This is a genomic window from Paracoccus sp. R12_2 (genome assembly GCF_017744015.1).
Lineage (GTDB): Bacteria > Pseudomonadota > Alphaproteobacteria > Rhodobacterales > Rhodobacteraceae > Paracoccus.
This window is the reverse complement of record NZ_JAGHRA010000003.1, coordinates 36,168-54,859: the sequence shown is the minus strand read 5'-3', so window position 1 is coordinate 54,859 and position 18,692 is coordinate 36,168. Positions and strand designations below refer to the sequence as shown.

Sequence of the window (18,692 nt, the reverse complement as noted above, 5' to 3'; positions counted from 1 at the left end):
GCGGCGGGGCCGGTTTGCATGAGCTGGCGTGATTACAGCACCGCCCCCGCGCCGGGAACACCGATCTGCGCGGCGATCGAGGTGACCGGCGTCCACCCCGTGACAGTCAGCACCGAGAAGGGCGAATTCCCCCTGCTGATGGTGAAGGATGAGGGGGGCTATCTTGCCTATGTGAATGCCTGTCCGCACCAGTATCTGCCGCTGAACTATCGGGGCGACCAGATGCTGTCCGCGGATGGCACGATGCTGCTGTGCACGGGGCACGGCGCACGTTTCGATCTGCGCACGGGCAGGGCGATCAAGGGGGCGGATTGCGGCCTCGATCCCGTTCCGGTGTCGCTGGAAAACGGCATGCTGGTTATCGGCGGATAACGCCGCCATTCGGTTTTTTCTTTGCGAATACACCCGCGGGGGTCCGGGGGCAGCCAGCCCCCGGTTTGCGCCAGCCGTCAGGCTGGCAGGTTGCTGAAATCAGAACCCGGCCTTGATCTTCTCGAACTCGGCCTGCTGTCGCTCGCGCTGCGCGGGTGAATTCGGGGTCTGCGCCAGGATCGGGGCGTCGACCGGCCCAAGCCCTTCCTTGACCGCCGGATCGTCCTCGATCGTCGCCATCGCCTCGGTCGAGGTGTGGCCATAACCGATCGTGTCCAGCAGCGCGCGTCCGGCAGACGGCTCCAGCCAGGCGTTGATGAAATCATACGCCTTCTCTTCGCTGCCCGGCCCGTCCTTCAGGTTGACGAACCCGCAGAAGAAGGTCGAGGATCCTTCCTCGGCCTCGCGCTGGAATGCGACGGGATAATTGTCGGCCTGCAGATACACCACGCCGTCGTTCCACGACCATGCCACATCCACCGCACCCGAGGCCATCAGCTGCGCCTGTTCCGACGGGTCGGACCAGTACGCCGCCACGTTCTGATGCGCCTGGCGAAGCCAGTCGGCGGCTGCCTGGAACTGTTCTTCGCTCACATCGGTCCAGTCCGTGGTGCCGGTGGCCAGATAGGCCAGCGCCCAGACATCGTCGGGGCTGTCGGGCAACGAGGTCCGGCCCTGATATTTCGGATCGACAAAGACCTGCAGGGTCGAGACATCCTCGGCGGGGACGGACTCGGGGTTATAGGCGACGGCGGTCGCGCCCCAGTCGGTCGGGATGTACCAGACACCCTCATCGTCCTTGTAGATCGGCGAATCCAGAAATTCCGGGTCGATCTTGTCAAAATTCGGGATCTTCGAGGTGTCCCACGGCTCGATCAGTCCGGCGTCGCGATACTTGCTGATCATCTGGCTGCACGGGTGGGCGACATCGGCCTTGAAGCCGGACGCGACCTTCTGAAAGGCTTCGTCATCGTCGCCATAGAAGGCGAAGGTCGGGCTGTCGCCGTGCTTGTCGACATAGCCCTGAAAGATCGAGGGTTCCTCGAAGCCCGCCCAGTCGAACACCGTCAGTTCGGAATCGGCGGCGAACGCTGGCATCCCAAGGGTGGACGCCAGAATTGTGGTTGTCAGCAAGCGCATGATGTTGGGCCTTCCTGTTGGTCCGTTTTCTTGAACGCTAAACGCGCACCCGAGATCGCGCAAGAGGATCGCGCGACCCATGTGCAAGCCGCTCAGCGCATCCGCAGCGCCCCGTCCAGCCTTATCACCTCGCCGTTCAGATAGGGGTTCTCGACCACGAACGCGGCGGTGCGCGCATATTCGGCCGGATCGCCCAGTCGTTTGGGGAACGTCACCTCTGCGGCAAGGCTGTCCTGCACCTCCTGCGGCAGGCCGCGCAGCATCGGCGTGCCGAAGATGCCCGGCGCGATCGCGCAGATCCGGATGCCCTGCGATGCCAGGTCGCGTGCGATGGGCAGTGTCATGCCGGCGATCGCAGCCTTGGACGCGGCATAGGCGGCCTGACCCTTCTGGCCGTCGAAGGCCGCGATCGAGGCGGTGTTGACGATCACACCGTTTTCCTCGCGGCTGTTGCGGGCCATCTCGGCGGCGGCCAGACGCAGCACGTTGAAACTGCCGATCAGGTTGATCTCGATGGTCCGGCGAAAGCCGGACAGGCTGTGCGGACCGTCGCGGCCGACTGTCTTTTCCCCGGTCGCGATGCCCGCGCAGTTCACACAGACGTCGATGCGGCCCATTTCCCGCACCGCTTCGGCGATGGCTGCGGCGACGCTGTCCTCATCGGTGACATCGGTGCGGGCAAAGCCTGCGCCCATCGCGGCCGCGGTCTCTGCGCCGTCGGGATCCAGATCCAGCACCATCACGCGGGCGCCGCGGTCGCGGAAATGCTGCGCGGTTGCAGCGCCAAGTCCGGATGCGCCGCCGGTGATGATCGCGCGACTATGTGAAAGATCCATCTGTCCCTCCGTTGCCGGTTCCTGCGATCAAGACTTGCCATGCCTCGCGCAGGTCTTCCAGAGCGCTGACGCGCTGTCCCGCACGAAGGGCGCGCAGGCGCAGACTCGGATGGATCTCGGTGGGCAGATGGATCAGCCCGTGCTCCTAGCGGAACAGCAGCAGCGGGACCTTGCAGGACTGAATCATTTGCGTGGTGGTCGAACCGATCATCAGGCTGCGGATGCGGCTGTGGCCATAGGCGCCCATCACCAGCATGTCGAAACCATCATCTTCGACAAGTCGAGCCAGTGCAGTTTCCGGCTGACCCTCGACCCGGCGGGCGCTTGCATCAAGCCCCGCATCGCGCAGGGTGGTCGCCGCCGCCTCGATTTTCCGCTGACGTTCGGGGTCGGGGCCGCCGACCATCGCCAGTTCCAGCGTCAGGTCGCGGTAAAGCGGGCTGGTGGCCATATAGTCCACGGCCTTTTGCGCCGAGGCGCCACCGTCAAAGGCGATCAGCACCTTGCTGACCGGGCGGAATGCACGCGACGCGACCAGAACAGGCTTGTGGCTGATCCTGACGACACGTTCCAGGTTCGAGCCAAGATGGCCCTTGGCGAAATCCGCTGCCTCTCCGCGCTTGCCGATCAGCACGACGCGGGTTTCGGATTGCAGATCCGCGACGGTGTCGATCAGGTCGCCATGCATCAGCCGCGTGGTGACATCGGTCGCCCCCGCTGCCTCGGTCAGCGCACGCGCATCGTCCAGGATCGCCCGCCCGTGTTCGTTGCTGATCCGGGCCCGCTGCGCGTCAAGTTCGGCCAGTTCCTCCAGCAGCCTCGTCCGCGCGCCCAACCGGATCGAACCCGACAGATCCTGCGGCGCGGCACCTTGGCGACGACCCAACACATGCAACAACTGGACCGGTGCGCCGGTCCGCTGCGATATCCAGGCGGCGTGTTCGCAGACGGATGCCGCGTAAAGCGACGCGTCCACAAGGGCTGTGATTTTCTCTGCCATCTCCGTCTCCTCGTTCAATGGGCAGCCAGTTGGTCCATGGCACCCGGCTTGTCATGAACCGCAAGCTTGTCGACGATCGTCTCGGACGCTTCGTTCATGCCGACCAATTCGACATCAGCCCCGTCGCGGCGGAATTTCAGGATCGCCATGTCAAGGGCCTGCACCGAGCTGATGTCCCAGATATGCGCCTGGCTGACATCGATCACCACTTTTTCCAGCGCTTCGCGGAAATCGAAGGCGGCCATGAAATCCTCGACCGAGCCATAGAAAAGCTGACCTTCGACCTTGTAGATCCGTTCGCGGCCATCGGCCGAGATCGTCGAGGTCACGCGGAAAAGCTGTGCAATCTTGGCGGCGAAGAAGATCCCTGACAGCAGGACCCCGACCAGCACCCCGATGGCCAGATTGTGGGTGTAGACGACCGTCACGACAGTCGCCAGCATGACAACCGAGGACGACCGGGGATGCGTGCGCAGGTTGCGGATCGACGACCATGAGAACGTGCCGATCGACACCATGATCATGATCGCGACCAGTGCCGGCATCGGGATCTGACTGACCAGATCGCCCAGTCCGACAACCATGATCAGCAGCGCGACCCCGGCGGCGAAAGACGACAGACGCCCCCGCCCGCCGGATTTGACGTTGATCATGGACTGCCCGATCATCGCGCAGCCCGCCATGCCGCCGATGAAACCGGTGGCGGTATTGGCCAGCCCCTGACCGATGCACTCCTGATTGCGGTTGGACCGGGTGTCGGTCAATTCGTCCACAAGATTCTGCGTCATCAGGCTTTCCAGCAGCCCGACCACCGCCACCGCAACCGAATAGGGCAGGATGATCAGCAACGTGTTCAGGTTCAGCGGCACGTCCGGCAGCAGGAACATCGGCAACGTGTCGGGCAATGCCCCCATGTCGCCAACCGTGCGGACGTCCCATCCGAGGATCATGCTGAGACCGGTCAGCACGACGATGGTGACCAGCGGCGACGGGATCGCCTTGGTGATGCGCGGCAACAGATAGATGATCGCAAGCCCCGCAGCGACCAGCACATAGGTCAGCGGCGGGACGTGGCGCGGGTCCAGTTCAGGCAACTGCGCCATGAAGATCAGGATCGCCAGTGCGTTCACGAAGCCGGTCATGACCGACTTCGACACATATCGCATGACGAAACCCAGACGCAGCGCGCCTGCGCCTATCTGGATCAGTCCGGCCAGCACCGTGGCGGCCAGCAGGTATTCCAGCCCGTGATCGCGGACCAGCGTCACCATCAGCACTGCGGTCGCGGCGGTCGCGGCCGAGATCATTCCCGGGCGCCCGCCGGTGATTGCGGTGATGACGGCAATCGAGAAGCTTGCGTAAAGCCCGACCTTCGGATCCACGCCGGCGATGATCGAAAAGGCTATGGCCTCGGGGATCAGCGCCAGCGCGACCACCAGGCCCGACAGCAAATCGGCGCGGATATTGCCGAACCACTCGTTCTTGTAGGTGTCGATTGAAAACATAAATATCCATCCCTGACCGGGGGACGGCCCTCCCAAACCGGCCTCGGCGCATTTTTGCGTGTCTGTTCAGGTTGTCCGGCGGATCAGCGGCCGGAAGAGCCACCCGGACTTGCACCGGGTCCGTGCGTTGCGTGCCTGATAGTCGCAAACGCCCTCTGATCGCAACCCTGTGAGTTGGATTTCACCGCCGCGCGGCATGCGGCATCGGGGTTGCGGTCGGTAATGAACATGGATACTTAAAGTAATAGTATTACATAACTTGAAGAGGAGATGACGATGTTCAGGCAATTCGGCGCGATGGCACTGGGGATGACGCTTGTCGTTGCTGGTCCGGTCCATGCCGATCACGCACCCAAGGACGCCGCGCATGATCATGCCCATGCCCATGGCCATGACCACAACCATGGTGACGCGAAGTCGATGTATGACGGCTATTTCGACGACAGCCAGATCGCCGCGCGCGCCTTGTCGGACTGGCAGGGGGACTGGCAGTCGGTCTATTCCTATCTGATCGATGGCACACTTGACCCGGTGATGGACCACAAGGCCGAGCACGGCGACAAGTCCGCGCAGGAGTACCGAGACTACTATGAGACCGGCTACAAGACCGATGTCGAACGCATCGTGATCGCGGGGGACACGGTCACCTTCTATCGTGACGGCAAGCCGATGTCGGGCCGGTATGACAGCGACGGCCACGAGACATTGACCTATGCAAAGGGCAATCGCGGAGTGCGCTTCATCTTCCGCAAGGTCGAGGGCGACGAATCCGCACCGGATTACATCCAGTTCAGCGACCATCGCATCGCCCCCGAGAAGTCGGATCACTATCATCTCTACTGGGGTGATGACCGCGCAGCCCTGCTGGACGAGGTGACGAACTGGCCGACCTATTACCCCTCCGCGTTGAGCGCGGACCAGATCGTTGCCGAAATGACGGCGCATTGAAGGCAAGAACCGGGGACAGTGAAAAAAGGCCGCCGCGACGGAACGCGGCGGCCTCATTTTCTTCTGGAAGGGTGTTCAGCGGCTGCGCAACAGCCCCATGATGTCCTTGGTTTGTTCCAAGATCGGGGTTGCGACCGCAGCTGCGCGCATCGAACCATCGCCCAGGATGCGGTCGATTTCAGCGGGGTCGTTCATGTACTCGCTCATCCTCTTCGTGATGGGCGACAGCGCCTCGACGGCGACTTCGGCCAAGGCGGGCTTGAAGGCGCCAAAGCCCTGTCCCTCGAACCGCGCCAGAACCTGATCGGGCGTCTGGTCCGACAGCGCGGCATAGATATTCACCAGATTGCGGGCCTCGGGGCGGTCCTTCAGCCCGTCGGTGCTGCCGGGCAGGGGGTCGGCGTCGGTCCGCGCCTTGCGGATCTTCTGGGCAATCGTATCGGCGTCGTCGGTCAGGTTGATGCGGCTGGCATCCGACGGATCGGACTTGGACATCTTCTTGCTGCCGTCGCGCAGCGACATGACGCGGGTCGCCACCCCCTCGATCAGCGGTTCGGTGATCGGGAAGTGGTTGACGCCATAATCGTGGTTGAACTTGGCGGCGATGTCGCGGGTCAGTTCCAGATGCTGCTTCTGATCCTCGCCCACCGGGACGGCGGTCGCCTGATATGCCAGGATGTCGGCGGCCATCAATGCCGGATAGGCCAGCAGCCCAAGGCTTGCATTCTCGCTGTTCTTGCCGGCCTTGTCCTTGAACTGGGTCATCCGATACATCCAGCCGACCCGCGCAACGGTGTTGAACAGCCAAGCCAGTTCGGCATGCGCGCTGACCTGGCTTTGATTGAACAGGATCGACTGTGCGGGATCGACGCCCGATGCCATGAAGGCGGCGGCGGCTTCACGGATGCGGGCCTTCAGGATGGCAGGCTCCTGCCAGACGGTGATCGCGTGCAGATCGACGATGCAATAGATCGTCTCGGCCTGATCGCCCTGCAGCGCGGCAAAGCGTTTCAGCGCGCCCAGATAGTTTCCCAGCGTCAGCCCGCCCGAGGGCTGGATGCCCGAGAAGATGCGCGGCGTGAAGCCCTTGTTGGTCGTCTCGCTCATGTCTGACCTGCTTGGATTTTGCGTGGCGCTGGCTTAGCTGTTGGCCGCACTGTCCGCAACCGCGAAGGAATTGCCATGCGTGAAGGCCTGACTGAATCGCCCCTGAACCCGCTTCCGGCGGCCGTCTGGCTGCTGGCGCTGCCGGTCATTGCCAGCGAGGCGGTCTTCGGGCTGGGCCAGCTTGGATTGATCGGCGGCGCCCAGGGGGTGGGGCTGCGCCTGACCGGAATGCAGCTGGCGGCCTTTGCGCCCGAGATGGTGCAGCGCATGTGGCAGGTCGGCGTGATCGACTGGGATCAGCTTTATCGGCTGGTCAGCTTCAGCTTTGTCCATGCCTCGCTGACCCATGCGTTGCTGGTGCTTGCCTTCACGCTGGCGCTGGGAAACCTTGTCGCCCGCGAGTTTCGGCCCTGGGCCGTGATCGTTCTGTTCCTGGGCTCGGCGATCGGCGGTGCCCTGGTCTATACCGTCGCGATGTCGCTGCTGCCGGGGCGTCCGGCGCCTTTGATCGGCGGCTATCCGGCGGTCTATGGTCTGGTGGGGGCGTTCACCTTTCTGCTTTGGACGCGGCTGGCGGCCGCGAACGCCAATCGGATGCGGGCGTTCACGCTGATCGGGATGCTGCTGCTTTTCCAGTTGGTCTTCGGGATATTCTTCGGAAATGCCGGATATGGCTGGATCGCCGAACTTGCCGGCTTCGTCGTCGGATTCGGACTGAGCTTTGTGCTTGTGGACGGTGGTATCGCGCGCGCCCTTGACCGGATCCGAGAACGCTAGGCGGTCGGATCCGGGCACGCGACACGGCGGGGCAGCGGGGTTGCTGCCGGCGCCGCAACGCGGTTAGCTGACCGATGGCAGGATGCCGCGAACCATGTCCGCCCGCGGTTCGGCCACCTTGACCATCGTGTTGATGCTGACATGCGGCCAGCGGATCGGGCCGGGCATCGCATCCCCGCGCGGCACGAAGAAATCCAGCATCACGACCTGAAGATACTGCATCCTCAACTTTGGATTGCCGTATTCGTCCTGATCTTCCAGTTCCTGAATCCAGAAGGTCGATTTCATGCTGGCGGCATTCGCCTCGCGGACGATGAAGGGAATATTCAGGACGCCGCCGCGTTGCAGGGTGGTATCGAAATCAAGAACCGTGGTTCGCCGCACATTCACGCCCTGATTTGCAGCATGCAGAAGTTCGGTCGTGTTCAGCGGGTTGAAACCCGGAAATCCGGGTGCATTCACCTCGCCGGTGAAACGGTTGTCGCGGAAATGCTTGTAGGGCGCCAGATAGGGATTGTTTTCGATATCGTCTCCGACCCCTACGGCAATCGCTGTGACATTGTTCGGAATCGGCGCCAGCCCCTCGACCACTTCGCTGCGTCCCAGCCCAAGGACCGAATCTCCGTGCGGGATGGCCGCGAGGCGACCGATATCGATCCCCTCTGTCTCGTGGCTCAGCATGTGCAGGAAAAGACCGGGCTCGTGATGGATGGCCAGCCCCTTGCCGCCCGCCTCGCCGCTGACCGGAAAATCCGCGGCAGCCACTTGTCGGATCGCCTGTTCGTAATCCAGCGTGACGATGCGCTGATCGGTCGAATTCACATCGGGATCGTTGACGACGCCGCGATTTGGCACGCCCTTGTCCACAATCGAGAAAGTCAGGCTTTCATTATATTGGTTCATCAGAACCCTGAAGGGCGGCCTGGCTCCGCCGAAGGGCAGCGCGATCAGGTTCCAGCCGCGTCCGTCGCCGACGCCCGGACTGACTTCTTCGTTGACCCATGTGCCGGGCAGCAGCTTGAACGGGCCCAGATCCTCGTCGCCGGTTCGCGCGACCTCGATATGCCGCTGTTCCAGCTTTTGATAGAGTTGACGGTTTGACATGATATTAACCTTTTAAGATGAACTTTAATTAAAATGACACCCAAAATGATAATAATCAAACTATATGTATTATGTATCTTCATTTAAATAATGTAATGAATATAGTGAATAATTTTCGATAACTCGCCGCAAGGTCGAAAAAAACTCTGGCCGAGCGGCCCGGTCTGGTATGTGGGAATGATTCGTGCGCAATCCTGCCGCGGTTTCCTTCCGGAGCCGGATCAGCGATTGCGTTTGACGGCAGCCTTCAGTTCCGAAAGCCGGTAGGCGCCGGTCACGAAGCTGAGCGCGAAGTAGAAGACCGCTCCACCAAAGACCAGGATCGCCAGGGCGGGAATGCGACCGATGCCGAATTCGGCAAGCCAGCCCTTCGCGAACCACAACGCAACTGCCATTAACGCCGAGGCCAGAATGATCCGGGGGGCGGCACGACGCAGCCTTGCATCCGCGCGCGCGGCCTGTCCCATCGCGCGTGTGCCCCACCACAATTGTCCGACCATCACCCAGGCGGCCACGGTGGTGCCGATGGCGGCGGCCAGGAACCCGATCACAGGCATCAATCCGAACGCAACCGCCGCGTTGACCACCATCGACATGGCGGCGAAGCGAAACGGGGTTTTGGTATCCTCGCGGGCGAAATACAGCGGTTGCAGGATTTTCTGCAGGACGAATGCCGGCAGCCCAAGTGCATAGACGACCAGCGCGGCGGACGTCTGCGCGGTGTCATAGGCCGTGAACTGCCCGCGTTCGAACAGCGTGGCGACCATCGGCTCGGCGATTACGGCGATGGCAAAGGCGGCGGGCAAGGTCAGGAAAAGGCCGAACTCGGTGGCGCGCGAATAGGCGGACTGGCCACCGGCGTGATCTTCGGCCCGCAGGCGTCGGGCCAGTTCCGGCAACAGCACGACCGCGACCGCGGCCCCGACGACGCCAAGCGGCAACTGATAAAGCCGGTCGGAATAGGAAAGCCAGGCGATAGCACCTTCAAAGCGCGACCCGACCTGCCGTCCGATCAGCAGGTTCAACTGCACCACACCCCCGGCGAAGGCGGCGGGCAGCGCGACCGCCAGAAGCCGACGCATGTCGGGCGACAGGCGCGGGCGGCGCGGAAAGAACGTCCAGCCGTTCCGATGTGCGTCCCACCAGACAAGTGCCAGTTGCGAGATGCCGGTGACGGGCGTCGCCCAGGCCAGTGTCAGCCCCAGATCCCAGCCGCGCCACCGTCCAAGGCCCATTGCGACGATGAACAACAGGTTCAGCAACACCGGCGCCGCGGCGGCAGCGGTGAAACGGCCATTGGCGTTCAGAACGCCCGAGATCATCGAGGCCAGCGAAATCAGCAGGATATAGGGAAACGTGATCCGTCCGTATTCGACCGCCAACGCGAAACGCTCATCGCCCTGAAAACCCGCCGCCATCAGCCAGACCAGCGCCGGCATGAAGATCATCGCCACGGCCGACAGGATCATGACGATCATGAACAGGCCCGAAAATGCCTGCGCGGCAAAGCGTTCCGCGTCGCCCCGATCTTCCAGCTTCTTCGAGAAGATGGGGACGAACGCGGTGTTGAAGGCGCCTTCGGCGAAGAAACGGCGGAACATGTTGGGCAGGGACAGCGCGATCAGGAATGCCTCGGCCACCGGCCCCGTGCCCAGCCATGCGGCCATCAGGATATCGCGGACAAAGCCCGACACGCGCGAGATGAAGGTCCAGATTCCCACCGACAGGAACCCGCGCACCAGCCCGGATTTCATGGTTCTATGCCTCTGCCCGTTTGGTTCCGTCGGCGATGGCCTTGCGCAGCTTCTTTTCAAGCTGGTCACGCTTGTTTTCGCTGTGCAGCTTCAGGCCGAACATGTCCTTGACGTAGAAACTGTCAACCACCTGGGCGCCGAAGGTGGCGATCACCGCACTGACGATCTGGATGTGGTTGGTCGCCATAGCGCGCGTCAGGTCATACAGCAGGCCCGGCCGGTCGCGGGTATCGACCTCGATGATCGTATAGATGTCGCTGCCTTCGTTGTCGAAGGTGACATGGGTCGGAAAACGGAACTCGCGGGTGCGTTTCTTCTGCTTGTCGCGCGAGGCGAATGCCTCGCGTGCGACGATTTCGCCCTTCAGGGTGCGCAGGATCGTCTGGCGCAGCTTCGGCAGGCGATCCTCGGCGAAGGGATGACCTTCGGTATCCTGAACCCAGAAGACCGCGGTCGCATAGCCGTCCCGGGTCGTGTAGGTGCGCGCATCGACCACATTCGCCCCGGTCAACGTCAGTGCGCCGCAGAGGCGCGAGAAGATGCCGGGATGGTCCGCCATCACGAAGGCCGCGCGCGTCGCATCGCGGTCATGGTCGGCCCGCAGGTCGATGCGGATCTCATCACTGTCGATCTGATGCAGCAGGTCGGCGAAGACCGCCTGGGTATCGGTCGGAAGCCCCGGCCAGTAATTGTCATAGTGACGGCCCAACTCGGCGCGGATCTCCTTGGCCTCCCAGCCCCTGGCAACCAGAAGATGGCGCAGCGACCGTTTGGCCTCGTTCTGCCGCTTTTCGCGGTTCAGTTCCTCAAGACCGTTTTCCAGCGCGGACGAAGTTTCCTGATGAAGCTTGCGCAGCAGGGCGGCTTTCCAGTTGTTCCAGACCCCCGGACCGACGCCGCGAATGTCGCAGACGGTCAGCACCAACAGCAGGTCCAGACGCTTGCGGGTCTTCACTGCCTTGGCGAAATCGCGCAGCGTGCGCGGATCCGCGATATCGCGCTTCTGTGCCACATCGGACATCAGAAGGTGGTTCCTGACCAGCCATTCGACCGTGTCGATATCGTCCTGGGGAAAGCCGAAGCGCGTGGCGATACGCCGGGCGATTCGCGCGCCCAGGATCGAATGATCCTCGCGCCGGCCCTTGCCGATGTCGTGCAGCAACGTGGCCAGATACAGCACGCGGCGATTGATCCCCGATCCCATGATGCCGTGCGACAACGGCAGGTCGTCGGGATGTTCGCCGCGTTCGATCTCGGCCAGCGCGGCGACGCACTGGATGGAATGCTCGTCCACGGTATAGTGGTGATACAGGTTGAACTGCATCATGGCGACGACGGGCTGAAACTCGGGGATGAATGCGGCCAGCACGCCCAACTCGTTCATGCGGCGCAGGCTGCGTTCGGGATTGCCGTGCTTCAGCAGCAGATCCATGAAGATGCGGATCGCCTCGGGATCGCCGCGCATCCTGTCGCCGATCAGGTCCAGATTGGCGGCGATCAGGCGCATCGCGTCGGGGTGGATGAGGATGCCGGTGCGCAGCGCCTCTTCGAACAGGCGCAGGATGTTCAGCGGATCGGCAAGAAATTCGGCGTCGTCCTTGATCGCCAGCCTGCCATGCTGATCGATGAAGCCCGCCTTCATCTTGCGCCGCCTGCGGAAGAGGCGACCCAGGATCGGGGCGTTCCTGACATGGCGCGATTCCAGTTCGGTCAGGAAGACCCTGGTCAATTCCCCCACGCGCGTCGCGTGGCGGAAATAGTCCTGCATGAAATATTCGACGCCACGCCGTGCCGTCGTGTCGGAATACCCCATGCGTCGGGCGACTTCGACCTGCATGTCAAAGGACAGGACATCGACCGGCCGGCCGGCGATCAGGTGCAGGTTGCAGCGCACGGCCCACAGAAAATCCTCGGCCTGCCAGAAGGCCAGATGCTCTTCACGCGAGAACACCCCAAGATCGACCAGTTCGACCGCGCGATCCACCCGATGGATGTATTTCGCGATCCAGTAGAGCGTCTGCAGATCACGCAGCCCGCCCTTGCCCTCTTTGACGTTGGGTTCCAGCACGTATCGCTGGCCGCCCTGCCGCTGGTGCCGCGCACTGCGTTCTTCCAGCTTGGCCTCGACGAATTCGGGAACGGTCTTGTCAAACAGTTCCGACCACAGCCGGTCGCGCAACTCTTGCGCCAGCGGTGCGTGGCCGGTGACCAGCCGGTGTTCGACCAGCGACGTCCGGATCGTCATGTCGCCGGCGCCAAGCCGCAGGCAGTCGTCGACCGTACGGATCGAATGGCCGATCTTCAGCTTCAGATCCCACAGCATGTACAGCATGGATTCGACCACGCTCTCGGCCCAGGGGGTGATCTTGTAGGGTGTCAGAAACAGCAGATCGACATCGGAATAAGGCGCCATTTCGGCGCGGCCATATCCACCGACCGCGAGCACCGCCAGCTTTTCGCCCTCGGACGCGTTCTGGACGGGGTGCAGCCGTGTGGTCGCGACATGGTGGATTGCGGTCACGATACCATCGGTCAGCGCCGCGATCGCGCGCACCGTCTCGCGCGCGGCGCGGGGGTGGCTGGCAAACCCGGCCTCGACATCCGCCATGGCGTCCTGACGGGCCTCGGCCAGGAACGCAACGGTTGCCGCGCGGATCTCGCGCGGGCCTTGCAGATCGGCCAGGCGTTCGTTCAGGGCCTTCAGGATGCTGTCGGCATCGAACAATTCATGCGCCCCGGGCAATGCCGGGGCGCTTTGAACGGTGGATTGTGCAGGGCTGGGCGGCAAGATCAGAACCCGAAGCCACCGAAGCCGCGCGGCGCCGGATCCAGGATCACGACCTGATTGCCCCGGATCGTGGCAACGGCAAGGCCGCGCTCGATGGTGCCATCACGCCGCAGCCGGAAGACCCCGCCCACGCCCGAGAACCCGGAACGCTGGGTCAGCCCGGTCGTCGTCAGGGCATTCCGATTTCCGGCGCGGGCGAGCGACGCAATGGCCGCGACGCCATCATAAGCCAGCGTCGCCAGTTCGTGCGGTTGTTCTCCGTAGGCGGACTGATAGCGGGCGTCGAACTGCTGCTTCAGGCCCTGGTCTGGTATCGCGAACCAGCCGTTCTGCAGTTGCGGCAGCGACATGCGCGACGCCGGCTGATCCCAGCGGGTCAGGCCCATGAACTGGGTGACCTGCGACGTGACGCCCGCCGCCGCCAGTTTTTCGGTCAGATAGGGCAGGACCGCCTGATTATTTGCCGTCATGAACACGGCATCGACCTGACCCGACTGTGCCGCTGCGACGATCTGGGGCGTCACGCTGTCGATCCCGCTGACCGACACCGGGTGATTGCTGCGTCCCGCCAGCCGGGCGCCGTTGCGGGCGATTGCGGTCTCGATCGCGCGACCGCCGATCTGGCCGGCGACGTCGTTCTCGGCCACGACATAGATGTTCCGTTTGCCGTGCTTGGCGCCGAATCCGACCAGCCGGTCAGCGACATTGGCGAAGCTGTTGCCAAGGATATAGACATTGCCGCCCGCGATCTCGGCGTTGTTCGAGAAGGACAGCACGTTGATTCCGCGCGGGCGCATGGCGTTGCCAACAGCGTTGGCACCTTCGGCGAACAGCGGACCAAGGATGATCTGCGCGCCCGCGTCGGCGGCGGCATTGGCCTGCGCGACGGCCTGCGCAGTGCTGTCGCCGGTGTCATAGATGCGCAGATCGATGGTCGCGCCCTGTGCATCTGCTGCGGCCATGCGCGCGGCGTTCTTCAGGCTGCGCGCCAGCCATTCAAGGTTGGCCGATCCGCTGCCGGCAGGGGCCAGCAGCGCCACCTGCACCGGCTGACCGGGATCGATCATCGGGCCGATGCTGGGGCCGCTGGCCTGCTGGCCCATGCCGGCGGGATCGCAGGCAGCAAGGAAAAACGCCGAGATCACGGCGCCAGCGCGGCAGAATGTGCGGCGCAGCCCCGCGAAGGGCCGGGTTGTGGCAGATGCGAACATGTGAAACTTCCCTGCAGTATGATCTGATGGCGGCGATTAGCGCGCAGCCTAAGTGGATCGCGCCGGATTGGCAATTGGCGGCGCGGTCGTCATCACACGGGAGAAGGCAGGATGAGCGAGAATGCGATGAAGCCTCCGCAGCGGCTCGAGGCGCATGTCGCTGCCGCACATCTGGACCCCGGGCTGTATCTGGTTGCGACCCCGATCGGCACGGCCCGCGATATCACCCTGCGCGCGCTGGACGTGCTGAACAGCGCCGATGTTCTGGCCGCCGAAGATACGCGGGTGATGCGGCACCTGATGGAAATTCACGGCATTCCACTGCGCGGTCGGCGGGTCTTGCCCTATCACGATCACAATGCGGCTCGTGCACGCCCTGCGCTGATGGCCGCGCTGGCCGAAGGGGCCAGCGTCGCCTATGCCTCGGATGCGGGCACGCCGCTGGTTGCGGATCCCGGTTACCGGTTGGCCCGCGACGCGGCACTGGCGGGGGTGCGGGTCCACGCCGTGCCGGGGGCCTCGGCGGCGCTGGCGGCGCTCAGCCTGTCGGGGCTGCCAAGCGACCGGTTCCTATTCGCGGGGTTTCCACCCGCGACGGCCTCGGCCCGCGCGGCTTGGTTGCGCCAATGGTCGCAAGTCGATGCGACCCTGATCCTGTTCGAAAGTCCCAGGCGCGTTAACCAGACATTGAGGGAATTGTGCGAGATTGACCCGAATCGCGTTACCGTGGTGGCAAGGGAACTGACCAAGAAATTCGAAGAGGTGATCCGGGGAACGGCACAGGAGCTTTCAGAAGATCCGCGCATGACGGGCCTGAAGGGTGAGGTCGTCATGCTGCTGGATCGTCCGGCCGCCGCGGTCGTCGACGACGACGATGTCCGCAAGGCGCTTCAGCGGCGACTGGCGGACATGTCGGTCAAGGATGCCGCCAAGGAGGTGGCCCGGGAGTTGGGCCTTGCGCGGCGCGACGTCTATCAGATGGCGCTTGCGATGGGCGGTCAGGCCGAAGACAAGTGACCTGTTCGGCCCGGCGGATCCTGACGTGATATGGTGCTGAAGATCGGCTGAGGAAATACGCAATGGGACATGGTGCAGGGATGCTGAAGCGAAAAGCCGGAGGGCCGGAACCCACTTCCACCACGCGCGCGCAGCGCCGGAGCCGCGGCGTTCTGGCCGCACTTTCGGGCGAGATGGCCGAAGACAGCGTGGCGCGTCACCTTGCCGCGAAGGGACGCACTGTTCTGGCCCGGCGCTGGCGCAGTGCCGGAGGCGAAATCGACCTGATCTGTCGCGATGGCGATGCGGTGGTCTTCGTCGAGGTCAAGCAGGCCGCCTCGCACGCAGAGGCCGCGATACGTCTGGGACGATCCCAGATGGATCGCATCTGCGCCGCCGCCTGTGCCTATTGCGCCGACCTGCCCGACGGTCAGTTGACCAGCATGCGCTTCGATGTCGCACTGGTCGATGGCACGGGCCGGGTGGAGATGCTGGAGAACGCCTTCGCCGAGGCATAGAGCGGCAGGCCCTTGCATCCCCGCAGGCGACGGGTAACAACCGGGCGAGACCGTTCCGGAGCGTGCCATGAGCCTATACGTCGCCTTGCAGATGGATCCGATCGAGGATGTTGCGATCCACGCGGATAGCACATTCAGAATTGGCCTTGAGGCCGAGGCGCGCGGTCATCGGCTTTTCCAGTATGCCGCAGATCAGCTTCGATATGACGAGGGTCGCGTGATTGCGCGCGGCAGGCCTGTCACCCTGCGCAGGATCGAGGGCGATCATGTCAGTTTCGGAGACTGGGAAGAGGTCGAACTGACGGAATTCGACGTCGTCTGGCTGCGTCAGGATCCGCCCTTCGACATGGCGTATGTCACATCCACTCATCTGCTGGATCGCGTTCATCCTGCGACCCTTGTGGTCAACGATCCGTTCTGGGTGCGCAACTGCCCGGAAAAGCTGATGGTGCTGGATTTTCCGGATCTGACGCCTCCCACGATGATCGCGCGCGACCTGGCGGCGTTTCGCAGGTTCCGCGATCGCCACGACGAAATCATCGTCAAGCCGCTTTACGGCAATGGCGGCGCCGGGGTGTTCCACCTGCGGCGCGGCGACCCCAACTTGTCGGCGCTGCTGGAAACCTTTGCGGGCATCAACCGCGAGCCGATGATCGCCCAAAAATACCTGCCCGCCGTCAGCAAGGGGGACAAGCGGATCATCCTGATCGACGGCGAGGTCGCCGGAGCGATCAACCGTGTTCCTCAGGAAGGCGAGGCGCGGTCGAACATGCATGTGGGCGGCCGCGCCGAAAAGGTTGGCCTGACCGAACGAGAACGCGAGATCTGCGCCCGACTGGCGCCCGTATTGCGGGAAAAAGGTCTGATCTTCACAGGCATCGACGTGATCGACGGCTGGCTGACCGAAATCAACGTGACATCGCCAACCGGAATTCAGGAACTGGAACGTTTCGACGGCATCAACGCCGCGGCGATGATGTGGGACGCGATCGAGCGCCGGCTTAGCGCACGCTGACGCGCGCCACAGGTGCCGATTGGCCCCTTCAGCCGCCCGCGACGAAAGGCAGGCGATAGCTGATCGCCTCGGCCAGATGGGGCGTGCGGATGCCGTCCGATCCTTCGAGATCGGCAATGGTGCGGGCCGTGCGAAGGATCCGGTGATAGCCGCGCGCGGTCAGTCCCAGCTTCTCGGACGCTTTCAGGATCAGCGCCCGTCCTTCGCTGTCGGGGGTGGCGATCTCGTCCAGCACCGCGCCTGACGCATCGGCGTTAGCGCGAAGCCTGGGATGCTCGCGGAAGCGGGCAAGTTGACGCGTGCGGGCTGCTGCGACCCGGCCGGCGATCTGCGCAGAGCTTTCTCCACCCGATGGCATCTCCAGATCCATGAAACTGACGGCTGGCACTTCCAGCCGCAGGTCGAAGCGGTCCATCAGCGGGCCCGAAATCCGCCCCATGTAGTCGCCCCCGCAGGCGGGCGCACGCGAACATGCCCGCGCAGCGTCCGCCAGATGACCGCAGCGGCAGGGATTCGCGGCGGCGGCCAGCAGAAATCTGCAAGGATAGCGAATATGCGCGTTCGCGCGGGCCACCACCACCTCGCCCGTCTCGATGGGCTGACGCAGGGTTTCCAGCACCTGTCTGGGAAATTCCGGAAACTCATCCATGAACAGCACGCCGTTATGGGCAAGGCTGATCTCGCCCGGCTTGGCGCCGCGTCCGCCGCCGACGATGGCCGGCATCGAGGCGGTGTGATGGGGTTCGCGGAACGGCGCCTGGCGCGAGATTCCGCCGTCCTCCAGTACGCCGGCCAGCGAATGGATCATCGAGGTTTCCAGCGCCTCGACCGGCGACAGCGGCGGCAAAAGGCCGGGAAGCCTGGCCGCCAGCATCGACTTTCCGGCGCCGGGCGGGCCGACCATCAGCAGATGGTGCCGGCCAGCCGCCGCGATTTCCAGGGCACGCTTGGCGCGTTCCTGACCCTTCACTTCGGACAGGCATCCGAGCGGGGCCGACGCGCCGACCGTTCCGGGCGCGGCGCGGGACAGGGGGTGGCGGTCGGTCAGATGATCGACCGTCTCGCGCAGCGTCGATGGCGCGATCACCGGCACCGTCTCGACCCACGCGGCCTCTGGTCCGCAAGCGCGCGGGCAGATCAGCGCGCGGTCATCTTCGGCCGCAGCCATCGCGGCGGGCAGGGCGCCCGTCACCGCGACCAGCCGTCCATCCAGCGCCAGTTCGCCAAGGCAGACGCAGCGCGAAAGTTCTTCCGACGGGATGATGTCCAACGCGGCCAACACCGCAAGCGCGATCGGCAGGTCGAAATGCGATCCCTCTTTCGGAAGGTCGGCGGGCGACAGGTTGACCGTCAGGCGCTTGCTGGGCATCGCTATGGCCATCGCCCCGAAGGCCGCCTTGACGCGCTCGCGTGCCTCGCTGACCGCCTTGTCGGGCAGCCCCACGATCGCAAAGCCCGGCAGGCCGGCCGAAACCGAGCACTGGACCTCGACCAGTCGCGCCTCGACCCCCTCTAAGGCGACGGAATAGGCGATGGCGACCATCTGCCCCCCTGACATGTTCGTCCGGGGGTTTAGCGCGCCAGCACTTAAGGATTGGTTAACGGCTTCGCTCGCTTGCGG

The 18,692-nt window shown here is 63.8% G+C and carries 16 protein-coding genes and 1 other annotated feature; of the genes, 6 read left to right on the top strand and 10 right to left on the bottom strand.

What is annotated here, in order from left to right:
• Nucleotides 1–18 precede the first annotated feature (18 nt).
• Nucleotides 19–372, top strand: a complete 354-nt coding sequence (locus tag J7359_RS04645) for a Rieske 2Fe-2S domain-containing protein (protein ID WP_209055386.1) — start codon at nucleotides 19–21, stop codon at nucleotides 370–372.
• A gap of 99 nt (nucleotides 373–471) precedes the next feature.
• On the opposite strand, the gene J7359_RS04640 is transcribed toward J7359_RS04645, so the two are convergent.
• From J7359_RS04640 to J7359_RS04625, 4 genes are all read right to left on the bottom strand, one after another.
• Nucleotides 472–1,512 (bottom strand): extracellular solute-binding protein, encoded by a 1,041-nt coding sequence (locus J7359_RS04640; protein WP_209055385.1) that lies wholly within the window; start codon nucleotides 1,510–1,512, stop codon nucleotides 472–474.
• A gap of 92 nt (nucleotides 1,513–1,604) precedes the next feature.
• Nucleotides 1,605–2,348 (bottom strand): SDR family oxidoreductase, encoded by a 744-nt coding sequence (locus tag J7359_RS04635; RefSeq protein ID WP_209055384.1) that lies wholly within the window; start codon nucleotides 2,346–2,348, stop codon nucleotides 1,605–1,607.
• A 145-nt stretch (nucleotides 2,349–2,493) separates the two neighbouring features.
• Entirely contained in the window at nucleotides 2,494–3,348 is an 855-nt protein-coding gene (locus J7359_RS04630; protein WP_209055383.1) for a universal stress protein, read from the bottom strand.
• Between the two features lie 14 nt (nucleotides 3,349–3,362).
• On the bottom strand, nucleotides 3,363–4,853 hold the full coding sequence (locus J7359_RS04625) for a SulP family inorganic anion transporter (protein WP_209055382.1): 1,491 nt from the start codon (nucleotides 4,851–4,853) through the stop codon (nucleotides 3,363–3,365).
• A gap of 69 nt (nucleotides 4,854–4,922) precedes the next feature.
• Nucleotides 4,923–4,978 (bottom strand) — a sequence feature (sul1 is cis-regulatory element that is thought to sense ions involved in sulfur or methionine metabolism; They are found in Alphaproteobacteria).
• A gap of 151 nt (nucleotides 4,979–5,129) precedes the next feature.
• Here J7359_RS04625 and J7359_RS04620 point away from each other — a divergent pair.
• Nucleotides 5,130–5,801, top strand: a complete 672-nt coding sequence (locus J7359_RS04620) for a metal-binding protein ZinT (protein WP_247740195.1) — start codon at nucleotides 5,130–5,132, stop codon at nucleotides 5,799–5,801.
• 75 nt (nucleotides 5,802–5,876) lie between these two features.
• Here the strand turns inward: J7359_RS04620 and trpS are convergent, their stop codons facing one another.
• Nucleotides 5,877–6,908, bottom strand: coding sequence for a tryptophan--tRNA ligase (gene trpS, locus J7359_RS04615; RefSeq protein WP_209055381.1), 1,032 nt, complete (start codon nucleotides 6,906–6,908; stop codon nucleotides 5,877–5,879).
• A 75-nt stretch (nucleotides 6,909–6,983) separates the two neighbouring features.
• Here trpS and J7359_RS04610 point away from each other — a divergent pair, with 75 nt between their 5' ends.
• Nucleotides 6,984–7,685: a rhomboid family intramembrane serine protease gene (locus tag J7359_RS04610; RefSeq protein ID WP_209055380.1), complete on the top strand. Its 702-nt coding sequence runs from the start codon at nucleotides 6,984–6,986 to the stop codon at nucleotides 7,683–7,685.
• Nucleotides 7,686–7,748: 63 nt separating this feature from the next.
• Here the strand turns inward: J7359_RS04610 and J7359_RS04605 are convergent, their stop codons facing one another.
• The 4 genes from J7359_RS04605 to J7359_RS04590 all read right to left on the bottom strand — a co-directional run bounded on the left by J7359_RS04605 (nucleotide 7,749) and on the right by J7359_RS04590 (nucleotide 14,542).
• The gene (locus tag J7359_RS04605; protein WP_209055379.1) at nucleotides 7,749–8,789 is read right to left on the bottom strand and encodes a heme-binding protein; all 1,041 of its coding nucleotides are present in this window, start codon (nucleotides 8,787–8,789) and stop codon (nucleotides 7,749–7,751) included.
• 221 nt (nucleotides 8,790–9,010) lie between these two features.
• Nucleotides 9,011–10,543, bottom strand: a complete 1,533-nt coding sequence (gene murJ, locus J7359_RS04600; protein ID WP_209055378.1) for a murein biosynthesis integral membrane protein MurJ — start codon at nucleotides 10,541–10,543, stop codon at nucleotides 9,011–9,013.
• 4 nt (nucleotides 10,544–10,547) lie between these two features.
• Nucleotides 10,548–13,268 (bottom strand): [protein-PII] uridylyltransferase, encoded by a 2,721-nt coding sequence (locus J7359_RS04595; RefSeq protein ID WP_247740209.1) that lies wholly within the window; start codon nucleotides 13,266–13,268, stop codon nucleotides 10,548–10,550.
• A 65-nt stretch (nucleotides 13,269–13,333) separates the two neighbouring features.
• Nucleotides 13,334–14,542: a penicillin-binding protein activator gene (locus tag J7359_RS04590; protein WP_209055376.1), complete on the bottom strand. Its 1,209-nt coding sequence runs from the start codon at nucleotides 14,540–14,542 to the stop codon at nucleotides 13,334–13,336.
• Between the two features lie 126 nt (nucleotides 14,543–14,668).
• Between J7359_RS04590 and rsmI the strand changes: the two genes are divergently transcribed.
• From rsmI to gshB, 3 genes are all read left to right on the top strand, one after another.
• Nucleotides 14,669–15,559 carry a 16S rRNA (cytidine(1402)-2'-O)-methyltransferase gene (gene rsmI / locus J7359_RS04585; protein WP_247740208.1) on the top strand — a complete coding sequence of 297 codons (891 nt, stop codon included), beginning with the start codon at nucleotides 14,669–14,671 and terminating at the stop codon, nucleotides 15,557–15,559.
• A 173-nt stretch (nucleotides 15,560–15,732) separates the two neighbouring features.
• Nucleotides 15,733–16,056: a YraN family protein gene (locus tag J7359_RS04580; RefSeq protein WP_247740207.1), complete on the top strand. Its 324-nt coding sequence runs from the start codon at nucleotides 15,733–15,735 to the stop codon at nucleotides 16,054–16,056.
• A gap of 67 nt (nucleotides 16,057–16,123) precedes the next feature.
• Nucleotides 16,124–17,071, top strand: a complete 948-nt coding sequence (gshB, locus tag J7359_RS04575; protein ID WP_209055374.1) for a glutathione synthase — start codon at nucleotides 16,124–16,126, stop codon at nucleotides 17,069–17,071.
• 28 nt (nucleotides 17,072–17,099) lie between these two features.
• Here gshB and J7359_RS04570 read toward each other — a convergent pair whose 3' ends face one another.
• Nucleotides 17,100–18,614, bottom strand: coding sequence for a YifB family Mg chelatase-like AAA ATPase (locus J7359_RS04570; protein ID WP_209055373.1), 1,515 nt, complete (start codon nucleotides 18,612–18,614; stop codon nucleotides 17,100–17,102).
• Nucleotides 18,615–18,692: the final 78 nt, after the last annotated feature.